This window comes from Vibrio sp. Isolate32 (assembly GCF_022397955.1).
GTDB lineage: Bacteria > Pseudomonadota > Gammaproteobacteria > Enterobacterales > Vibrionaceae > Vibrio.
Genome location: NZ_JAKEUQ010000021.1, coordinates 65,518 through 90,889 on the forward strand (window position 1 = coordinate 65,518; position 25,372 = coordinate 90,889).

The following is a 25,372-nucleotide window of genomic DNA, read 5'->3' on the forward strand; positions in this document are numbered from 1 at the left end:
AAACTATGCTGTCAACAGGCAGTTATATTACGATAACTAAATTTAAACGCCCCATGAACCCACGGGGCGACATTGCTAATATTTTAAGTTCCAAGGTTGGAGCGCATCGATATCTGGCTCTGCTTTTGCCAGCTCTTTCATGCACTTGACCATGTAGTTGTAGAGGATAAGCCCGCTGGCTTTCGCGGTTTCGACGATGCTGTAAAGCATCGCGCTCGCGTCAGCACCATTTTGAGTAGCCGAGAATAACCAGTTCTTTCTGCCAATGACCAGTGGTTTAATTGCGCGATCAGCACGATTATTGTCGATAGATAAGTGGCCATCGTCGATATAGCGAATGAGCTTCGGCCATTGCCCAAGCGTGTACTTTATCGCTTTACCCAGTGAGCTAGAGCCTGTCAGTTTCTGAGTTGTCCTCCATTCTAAAACTCCATCCAGTATTGGTTTAGCGTGTATCTGCCGCTCTGCTTTTCGTTTTTCGGTAGAGATGCCTTTCAAGCGTGATTCTATTCCATAGAGCTTCTGGATTTTAGCCAGTGCTTTATCCGCTTTGCCTGATTTGCCTTTTCCTTGAAGCTTCTTAGCATCCATGAACTTACGTCATATATATGCCAAGCAGCCAACATTGGTCGCTTGGTGAAGACCAATGTTGGCACCATAACCATCGGTTTTCAGATAACCACTATAGTCCCCTAAAAAGGCAACAGGGTACGCCCTCGCGCGACTGTTTTGATAGTCATACAAGGCGATATTTTCCATATTGGGGAGTGCGGCATCTGGCGAGTCTGCGCCCGAGCAGTAGAGCCACATGTAACACTGTTTATCTTCCTTGATCACATTGAGCGGCGTTTCATCCGTCTGAACCACCATTTGTTCTAGTAAGTGCGTTTTCAAGGCAGCATATAGCGGTACGAACTTCTCACTGAGTGTGGGATAGGTACTTTTGCGTGTTAATTACGAAAATAAATGGGGTTTTAGTCACAAAATAAATAAAATTTTGTTACAAAAATTTCACCTTGAGTTTTTTTATAAAAAAAACAATAACTTGTGTTTTTTGTTGCGAAGTGGACATTGCTTAATATATTAACTATTATACTTAACATGTTAATTAAATGTTTAAGTGCTTGGCGCTTAAGTAAAAGTGATAAATGTCACCATCGCAAACGAAAGGAACTCGAATGTTAACAGAAGAGCAAGTTCAGGTCGCCGCAGAGCGACTTTATAAAGCAGAAAAAAATCGAGAGCAAATTCCTGCTCTAACATTAGATTATCCAAAAATGTCGATGGATGACGCATACAAAATTCAGAGCCGTTGGGTTGAGCGCAAGAAGAACGAAGGCGCAGAGGTTAAAGGTTACAAGATCGGTTTAACTTCACGAGCAATGCAGATGGCGGTCAACATTGATCAGCCTGACTATGGTGTATTACTTGATGACATGTTTTTTTCGGATGGCGCGCAGATCCCGGTTGCCGATTTTTTAGACCCTCGTATCGAAGTGGAATTGGCCTTTGTTCTGAAAGAAAAACTAGAAGGCGAAAATATCACCATTTTTGATGTATTGAATGCAACGGATTATGTGATCCCCGCATTGGAACTCATTGCCGCACGTTGTTACCGAACAGACCCAGAAACAGGTTACACCCGTAAAGTGTATGACACGATTGCGGACAATGCTGCAAATGCAGGAATCATCCTAGGTGGTCGCCCAATCAAGCCAAACGAAATTGACCTGCGTTGGGTAGGGGCAATGCTGTACTTAAATGGGCAGATTGAAGAAACTGGTCTCGCCGGAGGTGTGCTGGGGCATCCTGCAAATGGGATTTGTTGGGTGTGTAAGCGATTTGCACCACACGGAGTCTCTCTTGAGGCGGGGCAGGTTATTTTAGCTGGCTCATTTACACGACCTGTTTGCGTAAAAGAAGGGGACACTATTCATGCCGACTTTGGTTCACTTGGCGGTATTTCAGTCAAGTTTGTATAGGGGGGAGTTATGTTAGAAAACAAATTCAAGCTATCTCTTACTGAGCAAAACCCATTGTGGGGGTTATGGCTAGGTCTACCTGATACTAGCTGTGCAGAAATATGCGGTGGTTCAGGGTTTGATTGGGTTCTTATTGATGGTGAACACGCGTCATTTGATCTCACAAGCATTAAATATCATCTACAAGCCTTAGCCCCTTACGATGTATCACCTATCGTACGCTCAGAAGATAGCAACCCAACCTTGATCAAAAGGTTACTCGACATTGGCGCACAAACCTTATTGGTTCCGATGGTGAACGACGCGAAGCAAGCGCAAAACGTTGTGCAATCTGCTTTTTATCCACCACTCGGTACTCGAGGAATTGGCAGTGCTTTGGCGCGCGCATCCCAGTGGAATCGAATCCCACAATATGTACATCGAGCAAATGAACAAGTTTGTATCTTAGTACAAGTGGAAACCAAAGAAGCAGTTGAAAACATTGAAGAGATTGTTGCGATCGAGGGGATTGATGGAGTGTTCATTGGCCCGTCAGATTTGTGTGGTTCCATGGGGCACATTGGCAACCCTTCGCACCCAGACGTTGTTTCGGCTATTGATCATGCGATTGAAGTTATTCAACGCTCAGGAAAAGCTGCGGGTATTTTATCTCTCGACTCTGAACAGGCGCTAGGCTATGCCTCACGTGGAGTCAAATTCATCGGCGCTGGAGTTGACACACTATTACTTCGTCAAGGCGTTGAGCAATTGGCGAACAAACTAAAATACACCAGTGATATTAATGCTCCGTTGGTTGATAACCTCTATTAAGGTAGGACTTAAAATGAAAATCAAATTACAAGGAAAGGTAGTGTGTGTTGCACTGAATGACAGCAAGCAACTGAATGACCTGACTGAAACATTTGAACAAGCACCCTATAAAGTGTTGCCAACGGAGCCTGTTCTTTATTTTAAGCCTCATAATACATGGAACAATGACAATCTAAATATTGAGTGGCCGCAATTAAACAACGAACTTGTGGTGGGTGCGAGCTTAGCGGTAGTGATCGGTAAGCAATGTTGTCGAGTTACGAAAAATGACGCGCTTGAGTATATCGAAGGCTATGCACTATTACATGACTTTTCACTACCAGAGAAAAGTTATTATCGCCCAGATATCAAAGGTAAATGCATTGATAACTCTGCAACGTTATCGCCGCCGGCGCATGTGTCTGACCTTGTTAATGTGAGAACGTTAGAGCTCGTAACTTCCGTTAATGGCCAAGTTCAGCGTACATTTCCTATCAGTCAACAGCAACGCTCTGTTGAACAGTTGATCGAAAAAATCTCGCATATTTTGACGCTTGAAAAAGGCGACGTGATCGCTGTAGGTTTTGCAGGTGAACGCATTGCCCTTAAACCTAATGATCAGGTGATGTCGACACTTGGTGAAGCTCTATGTCTTGAAAATACCGTTGCGGGAGAAAAATAATGAAACGTGCACGCATCCAATACCAACAAAAAACACTCAATGTAACGGTAAACGAAGACCTGTCAGTGGTAACAGAGGCTGGTGAGCAGATCGAAGCTGGTGCATTTGAGTGGTTAATCCCAGTAGAAAACCCTGGCACTATTTTTGCTCTTGGGCTGAACTATGCCGACCACGCTTCTGAATTAGCATTTGAGCCACCTAAGGAGCCGTTGGTTTTTCTTAAGGGAAAAAATACGCTGACGGCTCATGGTCAGCCTTCATACCGTCCAGATGATATTGAATTCATGCACTATGAGTGTGAGCTCGTTGCGGTGATTGGCAAAGAAGCAAAAAGCATTAAACGCGAAGATGCGATGGGTTATATCAGTGGCTTCACGGTGTGTAATGATTACGCTATTCGTGATTACTTAGAAAACTACTACCGTCCAAATCTACGAGTGAAAAGCCGAGACTCTCTGTGTCCAATCGGACCATGGGTCGTTGACACGCAAGATATTGACAATGTGAACAACCTAAAGATAGAAACACGAGTTAATGGTGAAACGACTCAGGTTGGTACAACGGCTGATATGATCTTTGATGTCTCATTCCTTGTTGAATATCTCAGTGAGTTTATGACGCTTAAACCTGGCGACTTGATTGCAACCGGGACTCCGAAAGGGCTTAAAAATATTCTCCCTGGTGATGTCGTGACCTGTGAAATAGAAAAAGTAGGTACACTTGAGAATCCCGTTTTGGCAGAAAAAGCCTTCTACGCACAACGATAGTGATCGCTTATCTGGATTTCATAAATAAAGATAATGCATAGCGATAACAGAAAAAAATAAAAGGAATTAAATATTATGGCTCATCAATTTGACACCAATCTGAATTTAGCTGAGCAATACTTAAAAAAATATCGTAATCAAACTCTAGGGCATTACATTGGCGGGGAGTGGACATTAGGTTCCAAGGGCGAAACTTTCGAAAATTTATCACCAACCAATAACGAGTCGCTTGGTAAGGTGGTAAAAGGTTCAGCAGAAGACGTAAATCAAGCCTGTATAGCAGCTCAATCGGCATTCGAAGAGTGGGCGGGTATTTCAGGTGCTCAAAGAAAGAAAATTCTGCATCACTTAGCCGACAAAATTGAACAGCGCGCTGAAGAAATTGCCTTAGTTGAGTCCATGGATTGTGGCCAGCCATTACGTTTCATGAAGCAAGCTGCCATTCGTGGTGCTGCAAACTTCCGCTTCTTCGCTGATAAATCACCAGAAGCAAAAAATGGCCTGTCTTTACACCAAGACGAACATACCAACTACACAGTTCGTACTCCGATTGGCCCTGTTGGGGTTATTACGCCTTGGAATACACCTTTTATGCTATCAACATGGAAGATTGCACCAGCGCTTGCTGCGGGTTGTACGGTTGTGCATAAACCTGCCGAGTTTAGTCCACTAACTGCTGCAATTCTTGCGGAGTGTGCTGAAGAAGCTGGCTTGCCAGTTGGTGTTTGGAACATGGTCAATGGTTTTGGCGAGGTGGCAGGTAAAACACTGACCGAGCATAAGGCTATCAAAGCGGTTGCATTTGTGGGTGAAACGGTAACTGGTTCTATGATTCAAGCGCAGGGTGCACCAACCTTAAAACGCGTACACTTTGAACTGGGGGGTAAGAATCCCGTTATCGTATTTGATGATGCCGATTTTGATCGTGCACTTGATGCCGTAGTTTTTATGATTTACAGCCTCAACGGTCAGCGTTGTACAAGCTCTAGTCGTTTGCTTATTCAAAAAGGGATTAAATCTAAATTTATTGAGGCACTGAAGGCTCGCGTTGAAAACATCAAGGTTGGACACCCATTAGATCCTGACACAGAGGTTGGGCCGCTTGTGCATCAATCTCATTGCAACAAAGTACTTAGCTATATGGATGCAGCAGCCGAAGATGGCGCCACAATCTCTGTTGGGGGGAAGCGAATCGATGCGTTAGGTGATGGCAACTACGTGGAACCAACGCTGTTCACCGAAGCTGACAATACTATGCGCATAGCAAGAGAAGAGATCTTTGGCCCAGTGCTAACGTGTATTGAGTTTGATAGCGAAGAGCAAGCTGTCGAGATAGCGAACGACACGGATTATGGCTTGTCTGCTTATATTTGGACATCGAATACAGGGCGTGCAATGCGCATTGCGAGCAAGGTTGAAGCGGGCATGATTTGGGTGAACTCAGAAAACAACCGTAACTTACCTTCGCCATTCGGTGGTGTGAAAATGTCTGGTGTTGGCCGTGATGGTGGTGATTGGAGTTTCGATTTTTATATGGAAACCAAGAACATTTGTATAGCACACGACACGCACCACGTTCCTTCATTAGGTAAGCAATAACTTTCCCTTGGCTCGCATTGGCAATCTACCAGTTACTGCGAGCCTTTTTTATAAGGAGCCAGACTATGCCGCACTTTATTATGGAATTTTCACCCAATGTTGAATTGGATGTAGATATTCCAGAATTGCTGAAAGTTATTCACCGAGAGGCGATTGATACCTGTGTATTTCCAAAAGGCGGAATTCGGACTAGGGCGGTCAAAAGTGATTACTATCTGATAGCGGATGAGGACCCCAACAATCGCTTTATTCACTTAACCGCAAAAGTTGGGGGGGGGCGAGATTTAGCGGTTCGTCAGAAGGCTGCGGAGCGTGTGTTTGAAGTGTTTTGTCAGTTTTTAGAGCCTGTGTTTGAAAAGCAGTACATAAGCATTGGTTTTGAAATGATAGAGCTGCACCCAGAACTCAATTATAAAAAAAATAACATTCACCAAAAACTAGCGATCTCGAATAACGCTTAAAAGGAACGAGAAGATTCACATGCTGCCATTGACTCATTTTCACCATGTGATATCGACTATTTTACCAGTTTTTTTCGTTATTGGCCTAGGCTACATTGCTACTAAGTGGCGAGTGATACCAGAAAACAGTCATAAATCATTTGCAGCATTTGTCTTCAATTTTGGGTTACCTGCTGCAATATTTAGTGCATTGAGTACTAAATCTCTTAGTGAAATATGGAACGTTAATTACATTGTTGTGTATACCGTTGGGTCCTTATCAACATTTTTCCTTATTGCTATTGCAAGCTTAGCTGTGCTTAGAAAATCAGCAACAGAAAGCGTAATACTAGGCCTGGGAAGTAGCTTCTCAAATAGTTTGTTGATTGGATTTCCAATCATCTATTTTCTATTTGGTTCACAAGCCTTAGTGCCGTTTTCTCTGACTCTAGTTGTTGAGAACCTCATTATGCTGCCGTTGTTGTTGACGTTGGCAGATATGACTCATGCCAATGCTAATAAGAGTTTAAAGCAAAAAGCCACCGAGACATTAGTCGGTCTTAGTCGGAACCCCATCGTGTTATCGATTGTTCTTGGTATGTTGGCTTCGGCAATGGAAGTCTCCGTGCCAGAAACAATAGCTCGAATGATAGTGTTGTTAGCCAATACCGTCACAGGGGTCGCTCTGTTTACCATCGGAGCTGGCCTAGTAGGCGTTCGTTCTAAAGGCATGAAAAAAGAAATTGGTATCGTCATGTTAGGCAAACTGTTGCTTCACCCACTGTTACTTTTGGTCATGATTATGTTGTGGTTCGATCTAGAGCCGATTATGGCAGCAGTTGCGATTATATTGGCCAGTATGCCGATGTTTGGTGTCTACACAGTAATAGGGCAAAAATACAATATGGGTGGGCTATGTTCTGCCGTTTTACTCCCAACAACTCTAGTGGCGATGGTGACAATAAGCTTGGTGACCACCGGTACAATCATGATTTTTGGCTTAAATTAACAGGTACTTATAAATTCTTGATTCAATAAATATTTAACCCAGTAAATGTTTCATTCGAATTAGGTATCAAAACTACGTTGCCAATCAAAGAGAAATTACAAGATATAGAGCTTCTTCACTAAAGACAGAAAGCCATACTTAAAAGGAACAGAAAGATGGGAAAACTCTGCGTTGCTGCCAAAATTACTCATGTACCTACCATGTTAATGTCTGAGCAGCCTGGTCGTTTGCATGGTTGTCGTGAAGCGGCTATCAATGGTCATAAACACATCGCTCAGATGGCGAAAAATCTCAATGTGGACACCATTGTTGTGTTAGATACACACTGGTTGGTGAATGCGGGTTACCACATAAACTCCAGGCATCAGTTCTCGGGGAACTATACCAGTAATGAATTTCCGCATTTTATTCAGAACTTGAAGTACCAATACTGTGGCAACCCTGAACTGGGTGATAAGATTGCTGATCGTGCCACTAAAAAGGGCGTTTTTACTCTCTCACACCAGGTTGAATCGCTCGATCTTGAATATGGCACCTTGGTTCCTATGCGTTATATGAATAACGACGGCCAATTTAAAGTGGTGTCCATTGCCGCTTGGTGTTCGGTACACAACATCGATTCTTCAAGAAAATTAGGTGAAGCGATTCGAGAGGCGATTGAAGAGGGCGATAGCCGTGTAATGCTATTGGCTTCGGGGTCGCTATCACATCGAATCTGGGACAATGATGACTATGAAGCAAACAACGGCACATTTACTATTTCTAAGGAATTTAACCGACAAGTTGACTTGCGTGTGTTGGATTTGTGGGCGGAACGCGATTACGCCACTTTCCTAAAGATGCTGCCGGAGTATGCAAGCCTATGTTCTGGTGAAGGTGGGATGCATGACACGGCAATACTGTTCGGTGCTTTGGGTTGGGAGAAATATCAAGGCAAAAGCGAAGTGGTGACGGAGTACTTCCCGAGTTCAGGCACTGGGCAAGTTAACGTTGTATTTGAAATCACAGAATAGAGAGTGGGTATGCAATTAAATAATCCCGACTTATTAAAAGTTCAGCGTTGTTTCATTAATGGAGAATGGTTTGCTTCACCTACACAAACAAATGATATGGTGATAAATCCATCGACGCAACAGCCCATTGGTGAAGTGCCCAACTTGAGCGGGGCAGAAACAGAGCTTTGTATTGAATCTGCACAACGTGCATTTGAATCATGGAGAAAAACGACGGCAGATCATAAATCAACGGTTCTCAGAAGATGGTATGATCTTATTATTGAGAATTCAGATGACCTAGCGACTATCTTGACGACTGAACAAGGTAAGCCATTTACGGAGGCCAAAGGTGAAATCGCCTACGCTGCGAGTTTTGTTTTGTGGTACAGCGAAGAAGCTAAGCGAGCTTACGGCGAAATCATCCCAAGTCATCGTACTGACGGTAAGATAATCGTTACTAAAGAACCGGTCGGTGTCGTCGGTGCAATTACTCCTTGGAACTTTCCTGCAGCAATGATAACTCGAAAATGTGCTCCAGCTTTTGCAGCTGGATGCTCAATAGTTCTTAAGCCAGCACCAGATACGCCGTTTACAGCATTTGCATTAGCTGAGTTAGCACAGCAAGCGGGAATACCTGACGGCTTGTTTAATATTATTACGGGTGATGCTGTCGAAATTGGCGGTGTACTGACTTTGAATAGAAAAGTCCGTAAGGTTTCGTTTACAGGATCGACTAATGTCGGTCGAATTCTAATGAATCAATCAGCATCGTCTATCAAGAAAATGGCTTTGGAGCTAGGAGGAAATGCCCCGTTTATTGTATTCGAAGATGCAAATGTTGATGATGCTGTAGAGGGCGCTATAATCGCTAAATTCCGCAATGCAGGGCAAACTTGTGTCTGTCCCAACAGGCTGTTTGTTCATGAAGCGGTGTACGACGAGTTTGCTTCTAAGCTTTCAGCGCAGGTTGAAGCACTGAAAGTAGGGGATGGCTTTGAAGAGAATGTTACGATTGGCCCTCTTATTAATACTCAAGCGGTGGAAAAAGTGCGAGCGCACGTAGATGATGCACTCCAAAAGGGGGCGGTTATTCAATGTGGTTCGTTTAATACACAAGGAGCTGAGCAATTCATTAAGCCGTTTGTGCTTACAGGTGTGACTGACGATATGCTGGTGGCGAACGAAGAAACATTTGGACCACTTGCTCCTTTATTTAAATTTTCAAGCGAAGAAGAAGTCGTTAAACGTGCCAATGACACAGACTCAGGCTTAGCAGGATATTTTTACACTCAAAGTTTAAGCCGAGCATGGCGAATTGGCGAGGCGCTTGAAGTAGGGATGGTTGGAATTAATGAAGGCCTCATTTCAACTGCAGCAGCACCGTTTGGGGGTGTCAAAGAGTCTGGCTTGGGGCGTGAAGGAGCAAGACAAGGCATGGACGAATTTATGGAAATGAAGTACATGTTCATGGGCGGTATCAAATAATAGAGCTATGAGTTATCTAAACCTTCCTTCAAAAGAGCAGTGGTTACTGCTCTTTTTTTCTGAATTTGCTGGCTGTTTCCCCAGAGTTTTTCTTAAAAAATCGGGCAAAATAAGCAGGGTCTTGAAAGCCTAACTCGTAAGCGACTTCTTGAACTGACATCGCCGTCAAAATTAATAACCTTCTAGCTTCTTGCATCACTCGCTCCGCCACCAAACGTTTAGACGCCAGCCCGCTGATCCTTCGACATATATCGTTAAGCCTTGCCGTGGTTAGTCCCATGTTGTCCGCGTAATGGGGCAATGTCCAGTGATCTTTGTAATGCAACTCAATGAGTTGATTGAATTGATTAAAGGTATGCACGTTACTGCTTTGGTAAGTCGTATTGGTAGGCTGCGTGTCCGCTAAACGCAGCACATCGATTAGAATCAGCTGCAAGATAGACTGACAGGCGCTGTTGCCCATGAACGCTGTAGATTCTTGCTCTTGGAGTAAATAGCTAAACCATGAAATGAGCCGATGAGTGTCTGGAAGCTCGATACAAAAGGGTTGCATTGCCGTCGACGCAATATCGTTTCGACCTATCTCTATATCTAATAAACGCCATACTAATGTTTGACTTGCAGTAATCACAAAGCCTGTGGCCTCGTCATCAGTAACAAAAGAGTGAGGCACCGTTGGTGGGGTGAAAAATAGTGTTACACCGTTCTTTGAATAGTGGGATTCATCCAATAGAACGTGCGTATTCCCCTCTAAAATACAATGAACCTGATAAAAACGATCGTGGTAGTGGGTAGGCATGTTACGGCCAAAAAACAGGGCGAGGCTATCTAGTTTTTCAATATGAAAGTCGTTTTCTTCATAACGAGAGTCGTAAACTTTGCCAATATTGATGTTAGGTATAGTGAGAGGCGCCATTCTAAATTTACCTTGTTCTGTTAATAGTTAATACATTACAGAACCCTTCGAAAAGTACAAGTGATTAGTTCTAACATCCATTTAACATTATTGATTGCTTACGCATACTACTCAGTAATCGCCCAATAGAGATAACGATTCAAGGGCCTCGTTCAAAAGGAATCGATGATGAAAAAACCTAATCCACTATTAGAAAAGCTTCAAACGGTACTCCCAAAAATCGCTGAAAATGCGGAACAGGCAGAGCAAGATCGTACTCCGCCAGAAGAGAATATTCGACTATTGCGTGAAATTGGTTTCTTTCGTGCATTTCAACCGAAAGCATACAGTGGTCTTGAGGTTTCATTGCCAGAATTTGCAGACTGTGTAGCAGCATTGGCGGGGGCATGTGGTGGTACAGCGTGGAGCGCAAGCTTGTTGGCTACTCATAGCCACCAAATGGCAATGTTTTCAAAGCAAGCACAAGATGAGTTTTGGGCTGAAGACCCCGGAGCTATAGCAAGCAGCAGTATAGCCCCATTTGGTAAGATATCAGAAACAGAAGGCGGTGTGATCATTAATGGCGATATGCGTTGGAGTAGTGGTTGTGATCATGCTAATTGGGCGATTCTTGGCTTTAACCGTTTTGATGCTGATGGAAATAAAAGTTATTGTTTTGGTATTATTCCTCGCAATGAATATAAAATTGTTGATGATTGGTACTCTGCAGGTATGAAATCCAGTGGCACGAAAACGTTAGAGATTCGTGATGTGTTTATTCCTGAACATCGAATCGAAACTGCGAAAAGCATGATGGAAGGATATTCGTCTGGCTTTGATCTTTACCCAGACAGCGAGATTTTCTATACCCCATATCGCCCATATTTCGCCTGTGGTTTCTCTGCTATTGGCCTCGGTATCGCTGAACGTATGTTGGAAGTGTATAAAGAGCGCCAGAAAACCCGTGTTCGTGCCTATACCGGAGCCAATGTTGGTGTGGCAACACCTGCGTTAATGCGACTGGCAGAATCTACCCATCAAGTATTGGCTGCCAGAGCATTATTGGAAAAAACATGGGCCGACCATAAAGATCATGGTGCACGCAAACTGTATCCTTCAGCAGATACACTTGCGTTCTGGCGAACTAACCAAGCGTATGCAGTAAAGATTTGTATTGAGAGTGTTGATCGCCTGTTTGAAGCATCCGGTGGCATGGTTTGGTTCAATGACAACGAAGCCCAGCGTTTATTCCGTGATTCACATATGACCGCTGCTCATGCCTATACCGATTATGACGTGTGTGCACAAATCTTAGGTCGTTCATTAATGGCGTTAGAACCGGACCCGACGATGGTTTAATTCATTAACATTATTTATAAAACTAAAAGAGACCATCAGCATGGTCTCTTTTTTGTTGGTTTTACTAAGATCGAACCGAAAAGATTAAAGGTGCTCAGGAAGAATGAGGCCTTGTGGGTTGGCGGTGGTTTGGGTTTGATACTCCATAGGAGTAACACTCACTAATTTTTTGAACTCGCGTTGAAAATGCGCTTGATCACTGAAACCAAGATCACTTGCTAATTGAGAAAGGTGAAGATCAGTGTGGTGGTTGATTTGATAGATAGCGGTTTGGCAACGTATAGCGCGACTGAATGCTTTTTGTGTTAGGCCTATATCGTCTCTAAAAATACGTTGTAGTGTTCGTGCTGAATAACCACTGTCATCGGCTAAATCTTGTATCTGAATGTTTCCTCTTGCATCAATGATCTTACTAATGATGTCCATAGTTAGGTATGAGGTAGGTCGGCATTTTATCTGCTCTATTAGATCTGAAACAATTTGTGCTCTGTCCATAAAGGTGTGCGCCTGACAAATCTTTTCCAATACACTGTCAGCGTTATAGATTAGATCATGAAGATCCAGCCTGTTTGACACTAAATCCTGAGGACAAAGCTTAAGCAGGCCAGGCATCACACCAGGTCTGAAACGAACACCAAAATAGTTATGCCCATTCTTGAATTTAGTTTTGCTAGCTTCTATTGGGGTCCCACAAACATAAGCCTTTGGATCATTATTGTTACAATCAAACAACAAATCCACGCAACCATCGGGTATCGCGGTATCGGTTTTATCACTTGCTTGATAGTTGAATGAGTAGAAGTGAGAAGTAAGTGGGGTGTTTTGAGTAATCATAGTACTAAAATGGTTTGCACCTAACATAAACCAAGGTTGGATAGAACGTAATGAAGAAATATTAAACTCTTGGTTGGTGCTTGACATACTTTTAACTTCCTTTCTATCAATAAGCCACATTGTCATGTTAGTGGTTTGTATCCTTACTTGTTAAATTGTTGGTCGTTTTTGTGGGCTTGCTCATAATCTATGTCGCAAAAGTTCAATACCGATAATGCTTCAGCCCTTAATATCAATTTTAACCAAGGCGTTTGCTTGTTAGGCGAACCCAAAGTCACTGAAAAGTGCTTAATTATTGATATGAGGAAGTAGGGACTTATATGTCAACCAACACGAAAATCGATTTTCTATACCTGTCTGAGCAAGACATGATTAAAGCCGGCGTTACCGATATGCTAGCTTGTGTTGATACCATGGAAGAGATGTTTGAGCTTTTGTATAAAGGTGATTATCGCATGGCGGGGCCAAACAATGACTCTCATGGTGCCATGGTAACTTTTCCAGATGAGTCGCCATTCCCAAGTATGCCCAAGCCAACTGCAGATCGACGTTTAATGGCGATGCCTGCGTATTTAGGCGGAGATTTCGGAACCTGTGGGGTGAAATGGTACGGCTCTAACATCGCGAATCGTGAAAAAGACCTTCCTCGTTCTATTCTGATGTTTATCTTGAATGATATCGAAACCAGCGCACCGTTGGCGTTCATGTCTGCAAACTTATTATCGGCGTATCGCACTGGTGCTATACCTGGAGTCGGGGCTCGTCACCTTGCACGAAAAGACTCTAAGGTCATTGGTTTATTAGGTCCAGGTGTCATGGGGAAAACAACCGTATCAGCCTGCATCGCCGCTTGTCCAAAAATCGACACGATCAAAATTAAGGGTCGCGGTCAAAAGAGCCTTAATAGTTTCTTACATTGGCTGACTGGCACATACCCTCAGATTTCAAATGTAGAGGTTGTAGACAGTATTGAGGCTGTGGTTCGAGGCTCAGATATTGTCACCTTTTGTAATTCTGGTGAAACAGGTGACCCAAGTTTATACCCTGAAGTGAAGCGTGAGTGGGTTAAACCGGGGGCGTTTCTTGCTATGCCGGCTAGCTGCAGCCTGGATGAGGGGATGGAACAAAGCGATGTACGTAAAGTACTTGATAATACGGGGCTTTATCAAGCTTGGTACGAAGAAGTACCAAAACCTGCTCACAATATAATCCCTCTTGTTGGGGTCCGATTTATGGATATGGTTGAAGAAGGAAAGCTAACGCTAAACGATCTTCAAGACCTGGGTGCTATTGTCGCGGGTGATACCTTTGCTCGTCAAAATGACGATGAAATCATCATTCTTTCCGTTGGTGGGATGCCGGTGGAGGACGTGGCCTGGGCAACCAAAATCTATCGTAATGCCGTAGATAAAGGCATTGGTGTCAGCCTCAATCTTTGGGACCAACCTGTACTCAAGTAAGCCACTCGTTAATTTAGTACTTATCAGCAAGGAAGTAAATATGACACATATTGTAAAGGTTAAAACAGGTTCCAAGTTTGAAGAGGTAGCAAGCTACTCTCGCATTGTAGCAGTTGATAACTGGATCTTCGTTTCAAATACAGCGGGTCGCAACCCAGAAACTAACCAGATGCCAAGCGATGTTTTTGAACAGACTGAGCAAGTATTTAAAAACATCGAAAACGCGTTAGGTGCCGTTAACTCATGTCTTCAAGATGTCGTGATATCGAAAGTGTTCATTCAAAATCCAGATAACGTATCGGCCGTTATGGAGTTGATAGGAAAAAAATTCAGAGGTGTTGATCCAACGACAACTGTAACCTGCCCACCACTAGGCTCAACGCTATATGAGGTAGAAATTGAAGTGACGGCTTATCGTGGCGCATCGCACGCTCATGTAGATCAAATCTTACTGTCGCAGTAAGCCAATAGAACACCTTGATTGACGGTAAGAGGGTAAATAGAGGACTTACGATGACAAAAAATATCAAAAAAATTCTCACTCATAACGAGCTACCTAAAGAGACCAGCGTTGTCATTATTGGTGGTGGCATAGTTGGCGTAAGTGCCGCGCTGACTTTAGCTGAAAATAATATTCCTGTTGTCTTGATTGAAAAAGGTCACGTTGCGGGTGAGCAATCTTCTAGAAACTTAGGTTGGATACGAAAAACAAGTCGTCATTCTGATGATGTGCCCTTAGCGCTCGCCGCAGATAAACTCTGGGCTGGAATGAGTGAAAGAGTTGGACATGATCTTGGATATAAACAGTCTGGCATTATGTTTTTGGCTGACACCGAAGAACAAATGGGTGTTTACGAGGGGTGGCTTGATTCCGTGAATGGTCTGGGTCTCGATTCTCACTTATTAGGCGAAGATAAGGTTAATAAGTTATTGGGAAACAGCCGACGTTCATGGAGTGGCGCTATTTATACGCCATCCGATGGCCGAGCAGAACCTTGCATTGCTGCCATTAAGATCCTTGAAAAAGCGATAGAAAGAGGTGTAAAGGTTGTTCAGCATTGCGCGGTTCGTGATCTTATTCGATCAGGTGGCAAAGTGAGTGGTGTTATCACTGAAAAGGGCGAGATTCGCTGTGAGCATGCCATTCTTGCGGGGGGAGCATGGTCGAGACGTTTCTTGGGCAACCTAGGGGTCTCCTTGCCAACACTCCCTTTAATTTGCTCGGTAATGAGAACGAAACCTATGCAGGGCCCTACGGATATTGCAGTCGGAGCATCGAATTTTTCATTTCGTAAACATCAGGACGGTGGCTTTATTATCACACAGAGAGGCGCATTAGATGCTCCTATTTGTTTAGACCACCTGCTAATTGGTCACCATTATTTAGGTCAATTAAAACATCAACGAGACGTTTTACGTATCAAGGTGGGTAAGCATCTCATTAATGACTTAAAAATGCCACGACGTTGGAAGGAAGGAAAAAAATCTCCTTTCGAGAGTGTTCGTACGCTAAATCCAGCACATAACGCTAGCTTGATTAATGAAGCGTTAACAAATTTAAAAAACGCGTATCCAATGTTTGAAAATGCAGAAATTGAAGAATCGTGGGCTGGGCTTATTGATGTTACGCCGGACTCAAACCCAGTGATTGATAAGATTGAACATATACCGGGTTTGGTGGTGGCGACAGGCTTTTCAGGGCATGGCTTTGGTACCGGCCCAGCGGCAGGTCATTTGGCTGCAGATTTGGTGTCGGGCAATCAACCGATTATCGATCCGACACCTTATCGCTTTAGTCGATTATAAGCTTGAGTGCAAATTTTCAGCGGATCGATTCAACTAAATGTAGGGAGATGTCTGTCAATGAAGAGTAATGCAATTATTTATGCGTCTGATGCAAGTAATGGTAGTCGACAGGTATTTGAGTTTGCTATTAGCCAAGCAATAAAACATCAATCTCAGATAATTTACGTACATGCGGTGAACAAAGCCAATAGCGTGATGACAGAAATTGCTTTCTCTTATTTACCGGGTGACGTTGATCAGTGTCATTCTCGTAAAAAAAAACAGGAACTAATCGAAAATATCAAACAGAGAATAAATAGGTTTTTAACAGAACGTTTATCTGAATTAGATGAAAATGTTAAATTTTCTGTTTGTGTTCAGTTTGGAGAACCCGAAGAGGTGATTATTAATACGGCTAGGCATTTTAATGCAGAGCTAATTGTGATGGGAATCCGGAAGTCAGGCGAACTCTCGAGAGTTTTTCTTGGATCAACGCCAGCCAAGGTATTAAGGCAAAGTACTATTCCAGTGCTGATCGTACCTATCACAAATTAATTATAGTTTTTTAGTCAATGTCAGTATTTAAAGAAACAAAGAATAAGGAATGAATATGAAAAGGATTAACCTAATATTAATAGCTATATTTGTATTATTGCTTTCGCCATTAACAACGTTCGCTGCTGATTATCCGCACCGCCCAGTCAAATATATTGTGCCATGGCCTCCAGGTGATTTGGAAGATGTGTTAACTCGAATTATCGCGGAAGAGATGTCTAAAGAGACAGGTAAGCCGGCTACTGTAGTCAATAAGCCTGGTGGTGCAGGCATTGTTGGCGCTGCAGAGGTATCGCGTGCTCGAGCTGACGGTTTAACTATTGGTTCTTTTGTAGCTGATATACTAACGACTCATATCTTATCGGGTAACGCGCCGTTTGATCAGTCGACCTTTGAACCTGTCGGTATTTTCTTAGACTATCCATTTGTTATTGCTGTTAAAGCAGATGCACCATACAACAACATGCAAGAGCTCGCTGAATACTCAAAGAATAACAACCTCTCATTAGCACACTTTGGTTATCAAGCGCTACCAACGGCAATTACTTTTAAAGCGGCAGATGAAATTGGTCTTAAGTTCTCTTCTAATGCACCTTTTGATTCGATTGATTGCTCAACACTTGCCAATGGTGATGCTGATGTGGTGAATACTGTGACTCAAACTATTCTTTCGTGTCTAAAGTCAGGTGACGTAAAAATTATCGCATCGATTACGCACGAGCGTTTAAGTATTAGCCCGGATGTTGCAACACTTGAGGAACAAACAGGCGTACCACAAACGACATGGAATGGTTTGTTCGTGAAGAAAGGAACACCTGAAAAGGTGAAAAACGTGATTGCTGAAATCGCTCAAAAAGCCCTAGCAACAGAAAGAGTTGAGAACCTAAGTCAAAATACGGGTGCAAGTGTATTTTGGATTGGTGGTCAAGAAGCTCAGGATGTAATTGCCAATGACTTTGCAAGTGCTAAAGAACTTCTTGATTATATGAAGTGATTGAAAGAATGGGCTAGGTGGTTAGTAACCACTGGCCTATAGAGCATGTTAAGGGAGGTTTTTATGGCTATTGAAATAAAAGAGCTGAACCTAGAGCAATCGGAAGAGAATATTTCGGCTACTTCCGCTCTTCCATCGCATTATTATTTCTATCTATTATCATTTATAGGTTCGGTGATCTTGATTTTATTGCAGCCAAGCCAAGCTAAAGAAGTTGCTCATGCCTATGGCTGGTTTTCTCAGCCTTACATTGCGCCATTTGTCGGGCTGGGTATCATCGCATTATTCAGTGGAACTTATACGCTGATTTATACGATTAAATTTTTTAAATATTTACGAATGATTAACCCGATTGAGCTAGGTTTTAAGGTGGTGAGTAAATATAGGACTGCGGTTATTATTAGTGGTTTCTTTATTTTATATATTTCCAGTTTATCCATCATTGGTTTTGCGTTATCAAGTTTTTTTCTAATTTTATCTATGTTGTGGATTAGCAACTTATTTACACGGTTTTGGGTTGTGACTTCATTATTTTCTGTGATCGCAATTATTTTAATATTTAGAGTTGCTGTGAACCTATGGCTTCCCGATGTGTGGTTATATTCTTTGTTTCCAGAAGAAATGTCTGATTTTGCAAATATGTACTTGTAGTGAGTGTAAATAATAAGTGAACTGTATTTATGGAAACTATTCTTTTAGGCCTTAATGAAATATTAAGCATCGAGGTGATGTTAGCCATTTTTTTTGGCGCTATCCTTGGTGTTTCTATCGGTGCTATTCCTGGTTTAGAGCCAGCAGGTGTTATGGCTATCTTATTGCCAATGACATTTAGTTTAGATCCCTTACCAGCCGTAACCCTGTTACTTGGAGTATATGGTGGTGCATGGTATGGCGGTGCAATCCCCGCAATTTTAATGAATACCCCCGGCACACCAGTTGCCGTTCTCACCACGTACGATGGTTACCCAATGACCCAAAAAGGGGAAGGGAAACGGGCACTATCCATTGCTTATTCATCATCATTTGTTGGCGGTATGATCAGCGTACTTTCTCTGGTATTGCTTGCTCCGTTGCTATCACAAGTGGCAATGCATTTTGGTTCTGCAGAATTTGCAATGTTGGCTGCACTTGGCATGATCTTCGTGGTTATGGCGCATTACAAGCAGGCGTTTTCAGCGGCGATGATGCTAGGTTTGGGCATTTTTTTAGGCACTATAGGCATTGATCGTTCATACAGCACCATGACTTACACCTTTGAACAAGAATGGTTATACGGAGGAATCCCACTGGTGCCAACCGTGATTGGTTTATTTGCCATGTCTCAAGCTTTTATTTTACTTTCACAAAAAGGCAACGATGCGCAGGTTACTACCTATGAAGGGAAAGGACGTTTTGCTGGCATGCTGGTAGTTATTAGGCATAAATGGACAGTATTGCGTTCAGCTACATTGGGTGTTCTGATGGGGCTACTCCCGGGTGTGGGTGAGTTTGGGTCGCAATTTTTCTCTTATACCTTGGCACAAAAGCTTTCCGATAATCCCGAAAAGTTCGGCCAAGGCGCCGAGGAGGGACTCATCGCGTCTGAAACTTCCAATAACGCGGTAACTTCGTCAGTTATGGTTCCTCTATTGGCATTTGGTATTCCGGCAGATGCATTGATGGCGATGTTGTTGTCGGTGTTCATGGTCCACAACTATATTCCTGGCCCAACGTTATTTGCTGAAAAGCCAGAATTCATATCGGGCTTATATATATCACTATTTCTAATCAATATTGTGGCGTTCATATACTTAACGTTTAGTAGTAAATGGATTGCGAACTTAACTCGAATTCGTGGCCGATTTATTGGTGCTGTTATTTTGGTGCTAAGCTTTATCGGCAGTTATAGCCAAAATTACCAATTTTCAGATGCACTCATAGCACTTGGTTTTGCGGTATTCGGTTACATCCTCAAACGAGAGCAAATCCCCGCAGTACCAATCATCTTGGGTTTGGTACTCGGTCCGGTATTTATCGCAAGAACAAAGCAGGCATTGGGCGTATCCAATGGTGACTTTTCAGTCTTTTGGGACCGCCCGATCAGCCTTGCACTACTCATTATAATTCTAGTGTCGGTAAGCATCTTTATTTTTACTATGCTTAAAGACAGTAAACGCGCAGTAACTACATAATAAATAGAAATACTGAAACGAAAGGAACTCAACATGAATCAAATTAGTATGACGATTAACGGTCAATCGGTGCAAGGTGAAATGCTTTCAAGTGAGGTTGTTAACCCAGCGACAGAGTTGACAGTATTCACCGCTCCGACAGCATCAATGGCACAACTTGATGAAGCCATAGACAGTGCACAAACCGCCTTTAAAACATGGAGTCTTTTGGCTCAAGAAGTACGTGATGTTTATATCAATAAAATTGCCGATGTAATTGAAAACAATACTGAAGAGCTCGCCAATATTATTGTTAAAGAGCAGGGCAAACCATTACAAGTCGCACAGATGGAGGTTGGCGGCGCGATAGCTTGGACTCGACATACTGCAAGTATTGATATTCCTGTTACCGTTTATGAAGACTCACCCAATAAGCGTATTGAAGGTCACAGGCGAGCGATTGGTGTCGTCGGCTCGATTACCCCTTGGAACTGGCCATTAATGATCGCCATTTGGCATATTATTCCAGCATTGCGTATGGGGAATACTGTAGTCATCAAACCATCGGGTATGACGCCCATTAACACGCTTAAATTGGGTGAATTATTGCAAGATGTTCTTCCTGCTGGTGTATTAAATGTAGTTTCTGGTCGTGGCGACATTGGTAAAGCTATGAGTGAGCATGACGGTATTGACAAGTTGGTTTTCACTGGTTCAACGCCAACGGGTCAGCGCATTATGCAAGCGGCAACTAGCAATCTTAAGCGTCTTACGTTGGAGCTTGGAGGTAATGATGCCGCGATTGTGCTGCCAGACTCAGACCTTGACGCCTTAGCACAAGGGATTTACGGCACCTCATTTATCAACATGGGGCAAACATGTGCAGCCTTAAAACGTTTGTATGTTCATGAATCTCAGCATGATGCGCTTTGCCAAAAACTGGCTGATATTGCAAAGCAGCAAGTTGTTGGAGATGGCTTAGTTGAGGGCACCACTTTTGGCCCGGTACAAAATAGTGGTCAACTTGAAACAGTGGTGACTTTTACTCAAGACGCTAAAGAAAAGGGAGCAACGGTATATTCGGGTGGGGAGCGCCTTGATATGGCCGGATACTTTTTCCCTCCAACTATTGTGGGCAATGCCCAAAAAGGTATGCGCTTAGTAGATGAAGAGCAATTTGGACCAGCGTTACCCGTGATTAAGTATAACACTATTGATGAAGCGATTGAACTTGCCAATGATGCAGAGTTTGGTCTTGGTGGGTCAATCTGGGGAGATACAGAACAAGCGAAACGACTGGCCGGTAGTCTCGAATGTGGAACGGTATGGATTAATGGACACGCAGAAGTTCTGCCACATGTTCCATTTGGTGGCTGCAAAATGTCGGGTTTTGGTGTTCAGTTTGGATTGGAAGGATTATTAGAAAACAGCTTATTAAAAGTCATTAATATCAACTTGTAAATGTGTGTAAATTAAAGGATGGAAATTCTTTAGATACAGTGTCTTACTTAAATTAAATATGTCAGAGGCTATCGTCAGACGTCAATTTTATTAGTTAAGAATATTAACAAAGTTAACCAATAATTTTGGCACTTCGCTCTATTTAATAGAAACTTATTTGAGGTGTTAACGTGAAAGAAAAACTGATCCCATTAATTGCCGCTATCAGCAGCTTTAATGTTTGTGCAAATAATGTAGAACGACCTAATATTCTTTTTGTTGTTGCAGATGATATGGGGTATGCCGACCTCAGTAAATTTGGCAGTGAAGTACAAACCAGCAATCTAGATGAATTAGCAAATCAAAGTGTGATTATGTCTAATATGCAAGCAGCACCAGCCTGTTCGCCTACTCGTTCCATGTTATGGACTGGGGTCGATAGCCACAAAGCGGGCTTAGGTAATATGCTTGAAGAAATGGCCCCCAACCAACAAGGTCAGCCTGGATATGAAGGGATGATTAACGATAAAGTGGTTCTGATATCTGAAACATTGCAGCAGCATGGCTATAGTACATTCTACACGGGTAAATGGCACTTAAGTAAAGGCGATCAAAACCGTCCATTCGACCGAGGTTTTTCTCAAACCTTTGCTCTGAATAGTGGTGGTGCGAGCCATTATAATGATATGAAGCCAGCGTATTCACCGACTCCCGATGCCAAAGCGCCGTATTCCGTCAACGGACAGTTGATTGATAAATTGCCAGATGATTTTGATTACTCGACGCAGTTCTATGCAGACAAAGCAATAGAGTTTATCGAGCAAGCGAAAGACAGACCTTTCTTTGGTGTAATAAGTTATACGGCTCCACACTGGCCTTTGCAGGCTCCGGACAAGGTGGTGGCTAAATACAAAGGCAATTATGACCAAGGCTATGAAGCACTATATAAAGCTAGGTTTGACAAACAGAAAGAGCTGGGGTTGATTCCGAGTGAATCTAATTACACAGACCGATACCCCGAAGGGCAAGCGTGGAGTGAGTTATCGGCTGAACAAAAGAAAGCTGAGATCAGATCAATGGAAATCTATGCCGCAATGATAGATCAAATTGATCACTACACTGGCAAGGTTATAGACAAGCTAAAACAGCTCGGCAAGTACGATAACACGATGATTGTATTTTTATCTGATAACGGAACTGAAGGGCATACGCTTGATGAGATCTGGCCGATGGACCAATTTCCAAAGATCCGAACTACCATTAATAATACGCATGACTTCTCATACGCAAATATGGGCAAGGTCAACTCATATACACTGCTCGGTCCTAATTGGGGCAGGGTGACATCCCCTGGCTTTGACATGTTTAAAGGCTATCCACAGTTAGGCGGTACACAAGTTATCTCATTTATTAAGTACCCTAATCAAGATAACAAAGGAAGGATGGTGAACGCACTAACCACTGTTAAAGACTTTGTGCCAACAGTTCTCGAATTAACAAACCTCACTGCAGCACATGAGAATAATATTGGCTCAGATAAGCATCAATACACAGGTCGTTCTTTGGTTGAATCTGATAACTTAGGTGTAAATAATGAATTGGTTATTACCGAGCTTTTTGGAAAAGTATCGGTGAATGATGGTCAATGGATAGCGGTTAGTAATTTAGTTGATGATACGTCAAATTGGGCATTGTTTAACATCGAAAATGATGTTTCAATGACAGTTGACCTTAGTAAGCAACGACCTGAAGTTCTTAAAAAACTAAAGCTGGCGTGGGAAGGTTATCAAAAAGCAAATAATGTTATTATTCCTAACTGGGTAAGTGGTTATTGATATTATTTAACACGGTATGTTTGTTGACAGCTTACTAAGTATGTCTTTGTTCCGAAATTCAATTGCCCCGTTCAAATTGAAGTTGCAGGTTTAAGTCTTTGAAAATTAAACTTAATTCTGGATGCAAGTGAGCCGGCAACTTCTAGTAACGTCACATCAAAAAACTTTGGTTCGCAGAGGTGAATGTTGCTTTAGAGGTGAAATTAATATTGTTCCTTATACGTTCATTCATGACTTTCCAAAGTCGCTCGATTGGATTTAAGTTTGGGCTGTATGGGGGGAGCAATGAAGCTCTGTCTAGATCACTTTTATCGCATTTTCACGATTTCTCATCGATGATAGGCATCACCATCAAGCACAGTATTAATGGTTTTCTTAAGTGGATAATATCCTTTCTTGAGTTTCCAAAAGAAGCAAAGAAGCAGCGATCAGCAGTGCGCGTTCAAGATTATGTCCGATCTTGATGAAGTCATTGAAGATGATCTTCGGTTCATTGCCGTGGGCATTAGCGGGTGGATCCGTTTCATTAGGTGGAATCAATATTGGTTTGGTGTTAATCGGAGGTGTGACAGCCGGATCCTTCTTCTCATTGTTCTTAGCAACAACTGCTTACGTTGGTATGTAAAATCTAAAACAGGTGGGCATACTGACTCGGTTGAGAACGAAACTCACATAACTAGGGCGTGTTGATCTTTCGAGCTGGGCGCCCTCGCAAAAAGCGTTTTACTCTTTGTTGAGGGAGATTTGCTTAGAGTGCTAGGCTACTTCCCCCTCGCCGCGATTAAAACGCCTTTGACTAGGCGTCCCCATCCAAACAAAATTTAACCACGAAAGGTCAACACGCCCTAGCTATATAGATTGACGATTCAATTGAAGTGAAAACTAAAACGCGCCTACCATGAACAATGGTGGACGCGCTTTGTATTTTATTCTCTCAATTGTCGTAAAAGGCTAAAAGAGTTTGTATCATTTAACATCGTGCGAAGCTGTCTAGAATGGTGCAAAATTGTCATATACAACGGTTGGTACCGTCCAACGTTGATGCGCATCTATCGGTTCTAATACCGAACTGTGGTGTGGTATTTGTCCACGATCGCCATACAACCACAATACCAAGTTTGAACGTTCACCACTTGTTATCGGCAGTGCCGCATGTGCAACGTTTCCTCGATGAATCATAGCGACACCAGGCGTGAATGTTGTTTCGTTCATTTTACCTGTAGATGGATCATAAAAGTTAAGCTCTGAACCTGAAAATTCTTCATCTGGCATATTTACATTAATGTTGAGCGTGACAGAAGACGCGTCAGTATGAAGGCGCAAAGACGTGTCTTTGTTCGCTTGATATTGAATCGAAAATCCAAAAGTTTGCGTATCGTAGCCCATGATTTCTGGGAACAGCAATCGAGCGATAGGGCGCATGTAACTGTCGAGTAAATCACGGTAAAACGCTTGGAAACTTGGCGCAGCTAAATAACCTTCAGATCGACTATCTAACATTGCTCCACCTCGGTTGAGCACTATGCCATATGGAGGGCGCAGCGGGATTTGAGCATTTGAGACCGCTTCCAAGTAATCACGTAATTCAGTGAGACGTTCAGCATCAAAGAATTGGAACTTAAATACCCCAGGAGAGATCTCTTCGAGTAAGTCTTTTACCGCTACTTCTTTCGTTGGGTCTTGCCAAGCTTCTCTGACAGCCTCACTTAGGCGGGCATCTAACATCGAATCGTCGAAATCCAATTGGCTGCCTTCCACGCTTGTTTCCCATTCTTTCCAAGCCTCGCTGAACAAGCCCTTATTGTTGTCCCAAAACTGCTGTACAGAAGGAGCTCGTTGAAGCATCGCTTCTCGTGTTGGTAAGTCGATGGCGCGTGCGCGCTCTAATTGGTTAGATAACATAGTGTGTTCGCTCCTTTTGTTTGCTTGCGACCACTCTATTACAACCAAGGTTGGCAGATAAACGAGGCGCTTGGCAAAACAGAATTAACGTTTTCTATATAATCGAACAGCGGCTTAGCAGTTCTGCATGAGTAAATGAGTGGCAGGAATATAGAGTGATGACCAAATTAAAAAAGGTTCATCGCGGCTTTCCGGGGAAAGCCGCTTTTATCTTCAAGAAGAAGTAGTCTGTATCTCGATACCCATATCCCATTCGCTTGATTAGTTTTATCTTGTTGTTTATCCCTTCCAATGTGCAGGTGTTAAGCGGATAACTTGCCGATGCGATAATGCCGTGAAGATAAGGACTCAGTTTTCGTGCGAACTCTTGCAATGGCTTAATTCCACTCTCCTGTACTTGTGCCCACCACACCTC

Annotated in this window: 23 protein-coding genes and 3 pseudogenes; 20 read left to right on the forward strand and 6 right to left on the reverse strand. The window is 42.8% G+C overall.

What is annotated here, in order from left to right:
* Positions 1 to 75 precede the first annotated feature (75 nt).
* Positions 76 to 927, reverse strand: a pseudogene (locus tag L1D11_RS15760) (IS66 family transposase); the annotation flags it as partial.
* 251 nt (positions 928 to 1,178) lie between these two features.
* Between L1D11_RS15760 and hpaH the strand changes: the two are divergent.
* The 9 genes from hpaH (at position 1,179) to L1D11_RS15805 (ending at position 9,748) form a co-directional block, all read left to right on the forward strand.
* Positions 1,179 to 1,982 (forward strand): 2-oxo-hept-4-ene-1,7-dioate hydratase, encoded by an 804-nt coding sequence (gene hpaH, locus L1D11_RS15765; protein ID WP_239832844.1) that lies wholly within the window; start codon positions 1,179 to 1,181, stop codon positions 1,980 to 1,982.
* 9 nt (positions 1,983 to 1,991) lie between these two features.
* Complete coding sequence (hpaI, locus tag L1D11_RS15770; RefSeq protein ID WP_239832843.1) at positions 1,992 to 2,792, forward strand: 4-hydroxy-2-oxoheptanedioate aldolase; 801 nt, start codon at positions 1,992 to 1,994, stop codon at positions 2,790 to 2,792.
* A gap of 13 nt (positions 2,793 to 2,805) precedes the next feature.
* Complete coding sequence (locus L1D11_RS15775) at positions 2,806 to 3,453, forward strand: fumarylacetoacetate hydrolase family protein (RefSeq protein WP_239832842.1); 648 nt, start codon at positions 2,806 to 2,808, stop codon at positions 3,451 to 3,453.
* Positions 3,453 to 4,220, forward strand: coding sequence for a fumarylacetoacetate hydrolase family protein (locus tag L1D11_RS15780; RefSeq protein ID WP_239832841.1), 768 nt, complete (start codon positions 3,453 to 3,455; stop codon positions 4,218 to 4,220). Before L1D11_RS15775 ends, L1D11_RS15780 begins: the two co-directional genes overlap by 1 nt.
* A 75-nt stretch (positions 4,221 to 4,295) precedes the next feature.
* Positions 4,296 to 5,819: a 5-carboxymethyl-2-hydroxymuconate semialdehyde dehydrogenase gene (gene hpaE / locus L1D11_RS15785; protein WP_239832840.1), complete on the forward strand. Its 1,524-nt coding sequence runs from the start codon at positions 4,296 to 4,298 to the stop codon at positions 5,817 to 5,819.
* A 65-nt stretch (positions 5,820 to 5,884) separates the two neighbouring features.
* On the forward strand, positions 5,885 to 6,280 hold the full coding sequence (locus L1D11_RS15790; protein WP_239832839.1) for a 5-carboxymethyl-2-hydroxymuconate Delta-isomerase: 396 nt from the start codon (positions 5,885 to 5,887) through the stop codon (positions 6,278 to 6,280).
* Between the two features lie 19 nt (positions 6,281 to 6,299).
* A complete protein-coding gene (locus tag L1D11_RS15795) occupies positions 6,300 to 7,268 on the forward strand; it encodes an AEC family transporter (RefSeq protein WP_239832838.1) in 969 nt (322 codons plus the stop codon).
* A gap of 155 nt (positions 7,269 to 7,423) precedes the next feature.
* Complete coding sequence (gene hpaD, locus L1D11_RS15800) at positions 7,424 to 8,281, forward strand: 3,4-dihydroxyphenylacetate 2,3-dioxygenase (protein WP_239832837.1); 858 nt, start codon at positions 7,424 to 7,426, stop codon at positions 8,279 to 8,281.
* Positions 8,282 to 8,290: 9 nt separating this feature from the next.
* On the forward strand, positions 8,291 to 9,748 hold the full coding sequence (locus L1D11_RS15805) for an NAD-dependent succinate-semialdehyde dehydrogenase (RefSeq protein ID WP_239832836.1): 1,458 nt from the start codon (positions 8,291 to 8,293) through the stop codon (positions 9,746 to 9,748).
* A 43-nt stretch (positions 9,749 to 9,791) separates the two neighbouring features.
* Here L1D11_RS15805 and hpaA read toward each other — a convergent pair whose 3' ends face one another.
* Positions 9,792 to 10,664, reverse strand: coding sequence for a 4-hydroxyphenylacetate catabolism regulatory protein HpaA (hpaA, locus tag L1D11_RS15810; RefSeq protein WP_239832835.1), 873 nt, complete (start codon positions 10,662 to 10,664; stop codon positions 9,792 to 9,794).
* Positions 10,665 to 10,829: 165 nt separating this feature from the next.
* Between hpaA and L1D11_RS15815 the strand changes: the two genes are divergently transcribed.
* Positions 10,830 to 12,002, forward strand: coding sequence for a p-hydroxyphenylacetate 3-hydroxylase oxygenase component (locus L1D11_RS15815; RefSeq protein ID WP_345772740.1), 1,173 nt, complete (start codon positions 10,830 to 10,832; stop codon positions 12,000 to 12,002).
* 84 nt (positions 12,003 to 12,086) lie between these two features.
* Here L1D11_RS15815 and L1D11_RS15820 read toward each other — a convergent pair whose 3' ends face one another.
* On the reverse strand, positions 12,087 to 12,923 hold the full coding sequence (locus L1D11_RS15820; protein WP_239832833.1) for a helix-turn-helix domain-containing protein: 837 nt from the start codon (positions 12,921 to 12,923) through the stop codon (positions 12,087 to 12,089).
* A gap of 233 nt (positions 12,924 to 13,156) precedes the next feature.
* Between L1D11_RS15820 and L1D11_RS15825 the strand changes: the two genes are divergently transcribed.
* The 9 genes from L1D11_RS15825 to L1D11_RS15865 all read left to right on the forward strand — a co-directional run bounded on the left by L1D11_RS15825 (position 13,157) and on the right by L1D11_RS15865 (position 23,055).
* Positions 13,157 to 14,296 carry a tyramine oxidase subunit B gene (locus L1D11_RS15825; protein ID WP_239832832.1) on the forward strand — a complete coding sequence of 380 codons (1,140 nt, stop codon included), beginning with the start codon at positions 13,157 to 13,159 and terminating at the stop codon, positions 14,294 to 14,296.
* 40 nt (positions 14,297 to 14,336) lie between these two features.
* The gene (locus L1D11_RS15830; RefSeq protein WP_239832831.1) at positions 14,337 to 14,759 is read left to right on the forward strand and encodes a RidA family protein; all 423 of its coding nucleotides are present in this window, start codon (positions 14,337 to 14,339) and stop codon (positions 14,757 to 14,759) included.
* Between the two features lie 50 nt (positions 14,760 to 14,809).
* On the forward strand, positions 14,810 to 16,102 hold the full coding sequence (locus L1D11_RS15835) for an FAD-binding oxidoreductase (protein WP_239832830.1): 1,293 nt from the start codon (positions 14,810 to 14,812) through the stop codon (positions 16,100 to 16,102).
* 57 nt (positions 16,103 to 16,159) lie between these two features.
* On the forward strand, positions 16,160 to 16,636 hold the full coding sequence (locus tag L1D11_RS15840; RefSeq protein WP_239862617.1) for a universal stress protein: 477 nt from the start codon (positions 16,160 to 16,162) through the stop codon (positions 16,634 to 16,636).
* Positions 16,637 to 16,691: 55 nt separating this feature from the next.
* Positions 16,692 to 17,630, forward strand: a complete 939-nt coding sequence (locus L1D11_RS15845) for a tripartite tricarboxylate transporter substrate binding protein (RefSeq protein WP_239834849.1) — start codon at positions 16,692 to 16,694, stop codon at positions 17,628 to 17,630.
* Positions 17,631 to 17,693: 63 nt separating this feature from the next.
* Positions 17,694 to 18,281: a hypothetical protein gene (locus tag L1D11_RS15850; RefSeq protein ID WP_239862619.1), complete on the forward strand. Its 588-nt coding sequence runs from the start codon at positions 17,694 to 17,696 to the stop codon at positions 18,279 to 18,281.
* A gap of 29 nt (positions 18,282 to 18,310) precedes the next feature.
* Positions 18,311 to 19,801 (forward strand): tripartite tricarboxylate transporter permease, encoded by a 1,491-nt coding sequence (locus L1D11_RS15855; RefSeq protein WP_239834623.1) that lies wholly within the window; start codon positions 18,311 to 18,313, stop codon positions 19,799 to 19,801.
* Positions 19,802 to 19,834: 33 nt separating this feature from the next.
* Complete coding sequence (locus L1D11_RS15860) at positions 19,835 to 21,241, forward strand: aldehyde dehydrogenase family protein (protein WP_239834624.1); 1,407 nt, start codon at positions 19,835 to 19,837, stop codon at positions 21,239 to 21,241.
* A gap of 170 nt (positions 21,242 to 21,411) precedes the next feature.
* Positions 21,412 to 23,055, forward strand: a complete 1,644-nt coding sequence (locus L1D11_RS15865; RefSeq protein WP_239834625.1) for a sulfatase-like hydrolase/transferase — start codon at positions 21,412 to 21,414, stop codon at positions 23,053 to 23,055.
* A 71-nt stretch (positions 23,056 to 23,126) separates the two neighbouring features.
* On the opposite strand, the pseudogene L1D11_RS15870 reads toward L1D11_RS15865, so the two are convergent.
* A pseudogene (locus tag L1D11_RS15870) lies at positions 23,127 to 23,477 on the reverse strand (transposase); the annotation flags it as partial.
* Between L1D11_RS15870 and L1D11_RS15875 the strand changes: the two are divergent.
* Positions 23,471 to 23,680: pseudogene (locus tag L1D11_RS15875) on the forward strand (efflux RND transporter permease subunit); the annotation flags it as partial. The pseudogenes L1D11_RS15870 and L1D11_RS15875 sit on opposite strands and share 7 nt — an antisense overlap.
* A 365-nt stretch (positions 23,681 to 24,045) precedes the next feature.
* Here the strand turns inward: L1D11_RS15875 and L1D11_RS15880 are convergent.
* Positions 24,046 to 24,957 carry a 2OG-Fe(II) oxygenase gene (locus L1D11_RS15880; protein WP_239834626.1) on the reverse strand — a complete coding sequence of 304 codons (912 nt, stop codon included), beginning with the start codon at positions 24,955 to 24,957 and terminating at the stop codon, positions 24,046 to 24,048.
* A gap of 178 nt (positions 24,958 to 25,135) precedes the next feature.
* A partial coding sequence (locus tag L1D11_RS15885; RefSeq protein ID WP_239832794.1) for a transposase occupies positions 25,136 to 25,372 on the reverse strand: 237 nt, incomplete at its 5' end.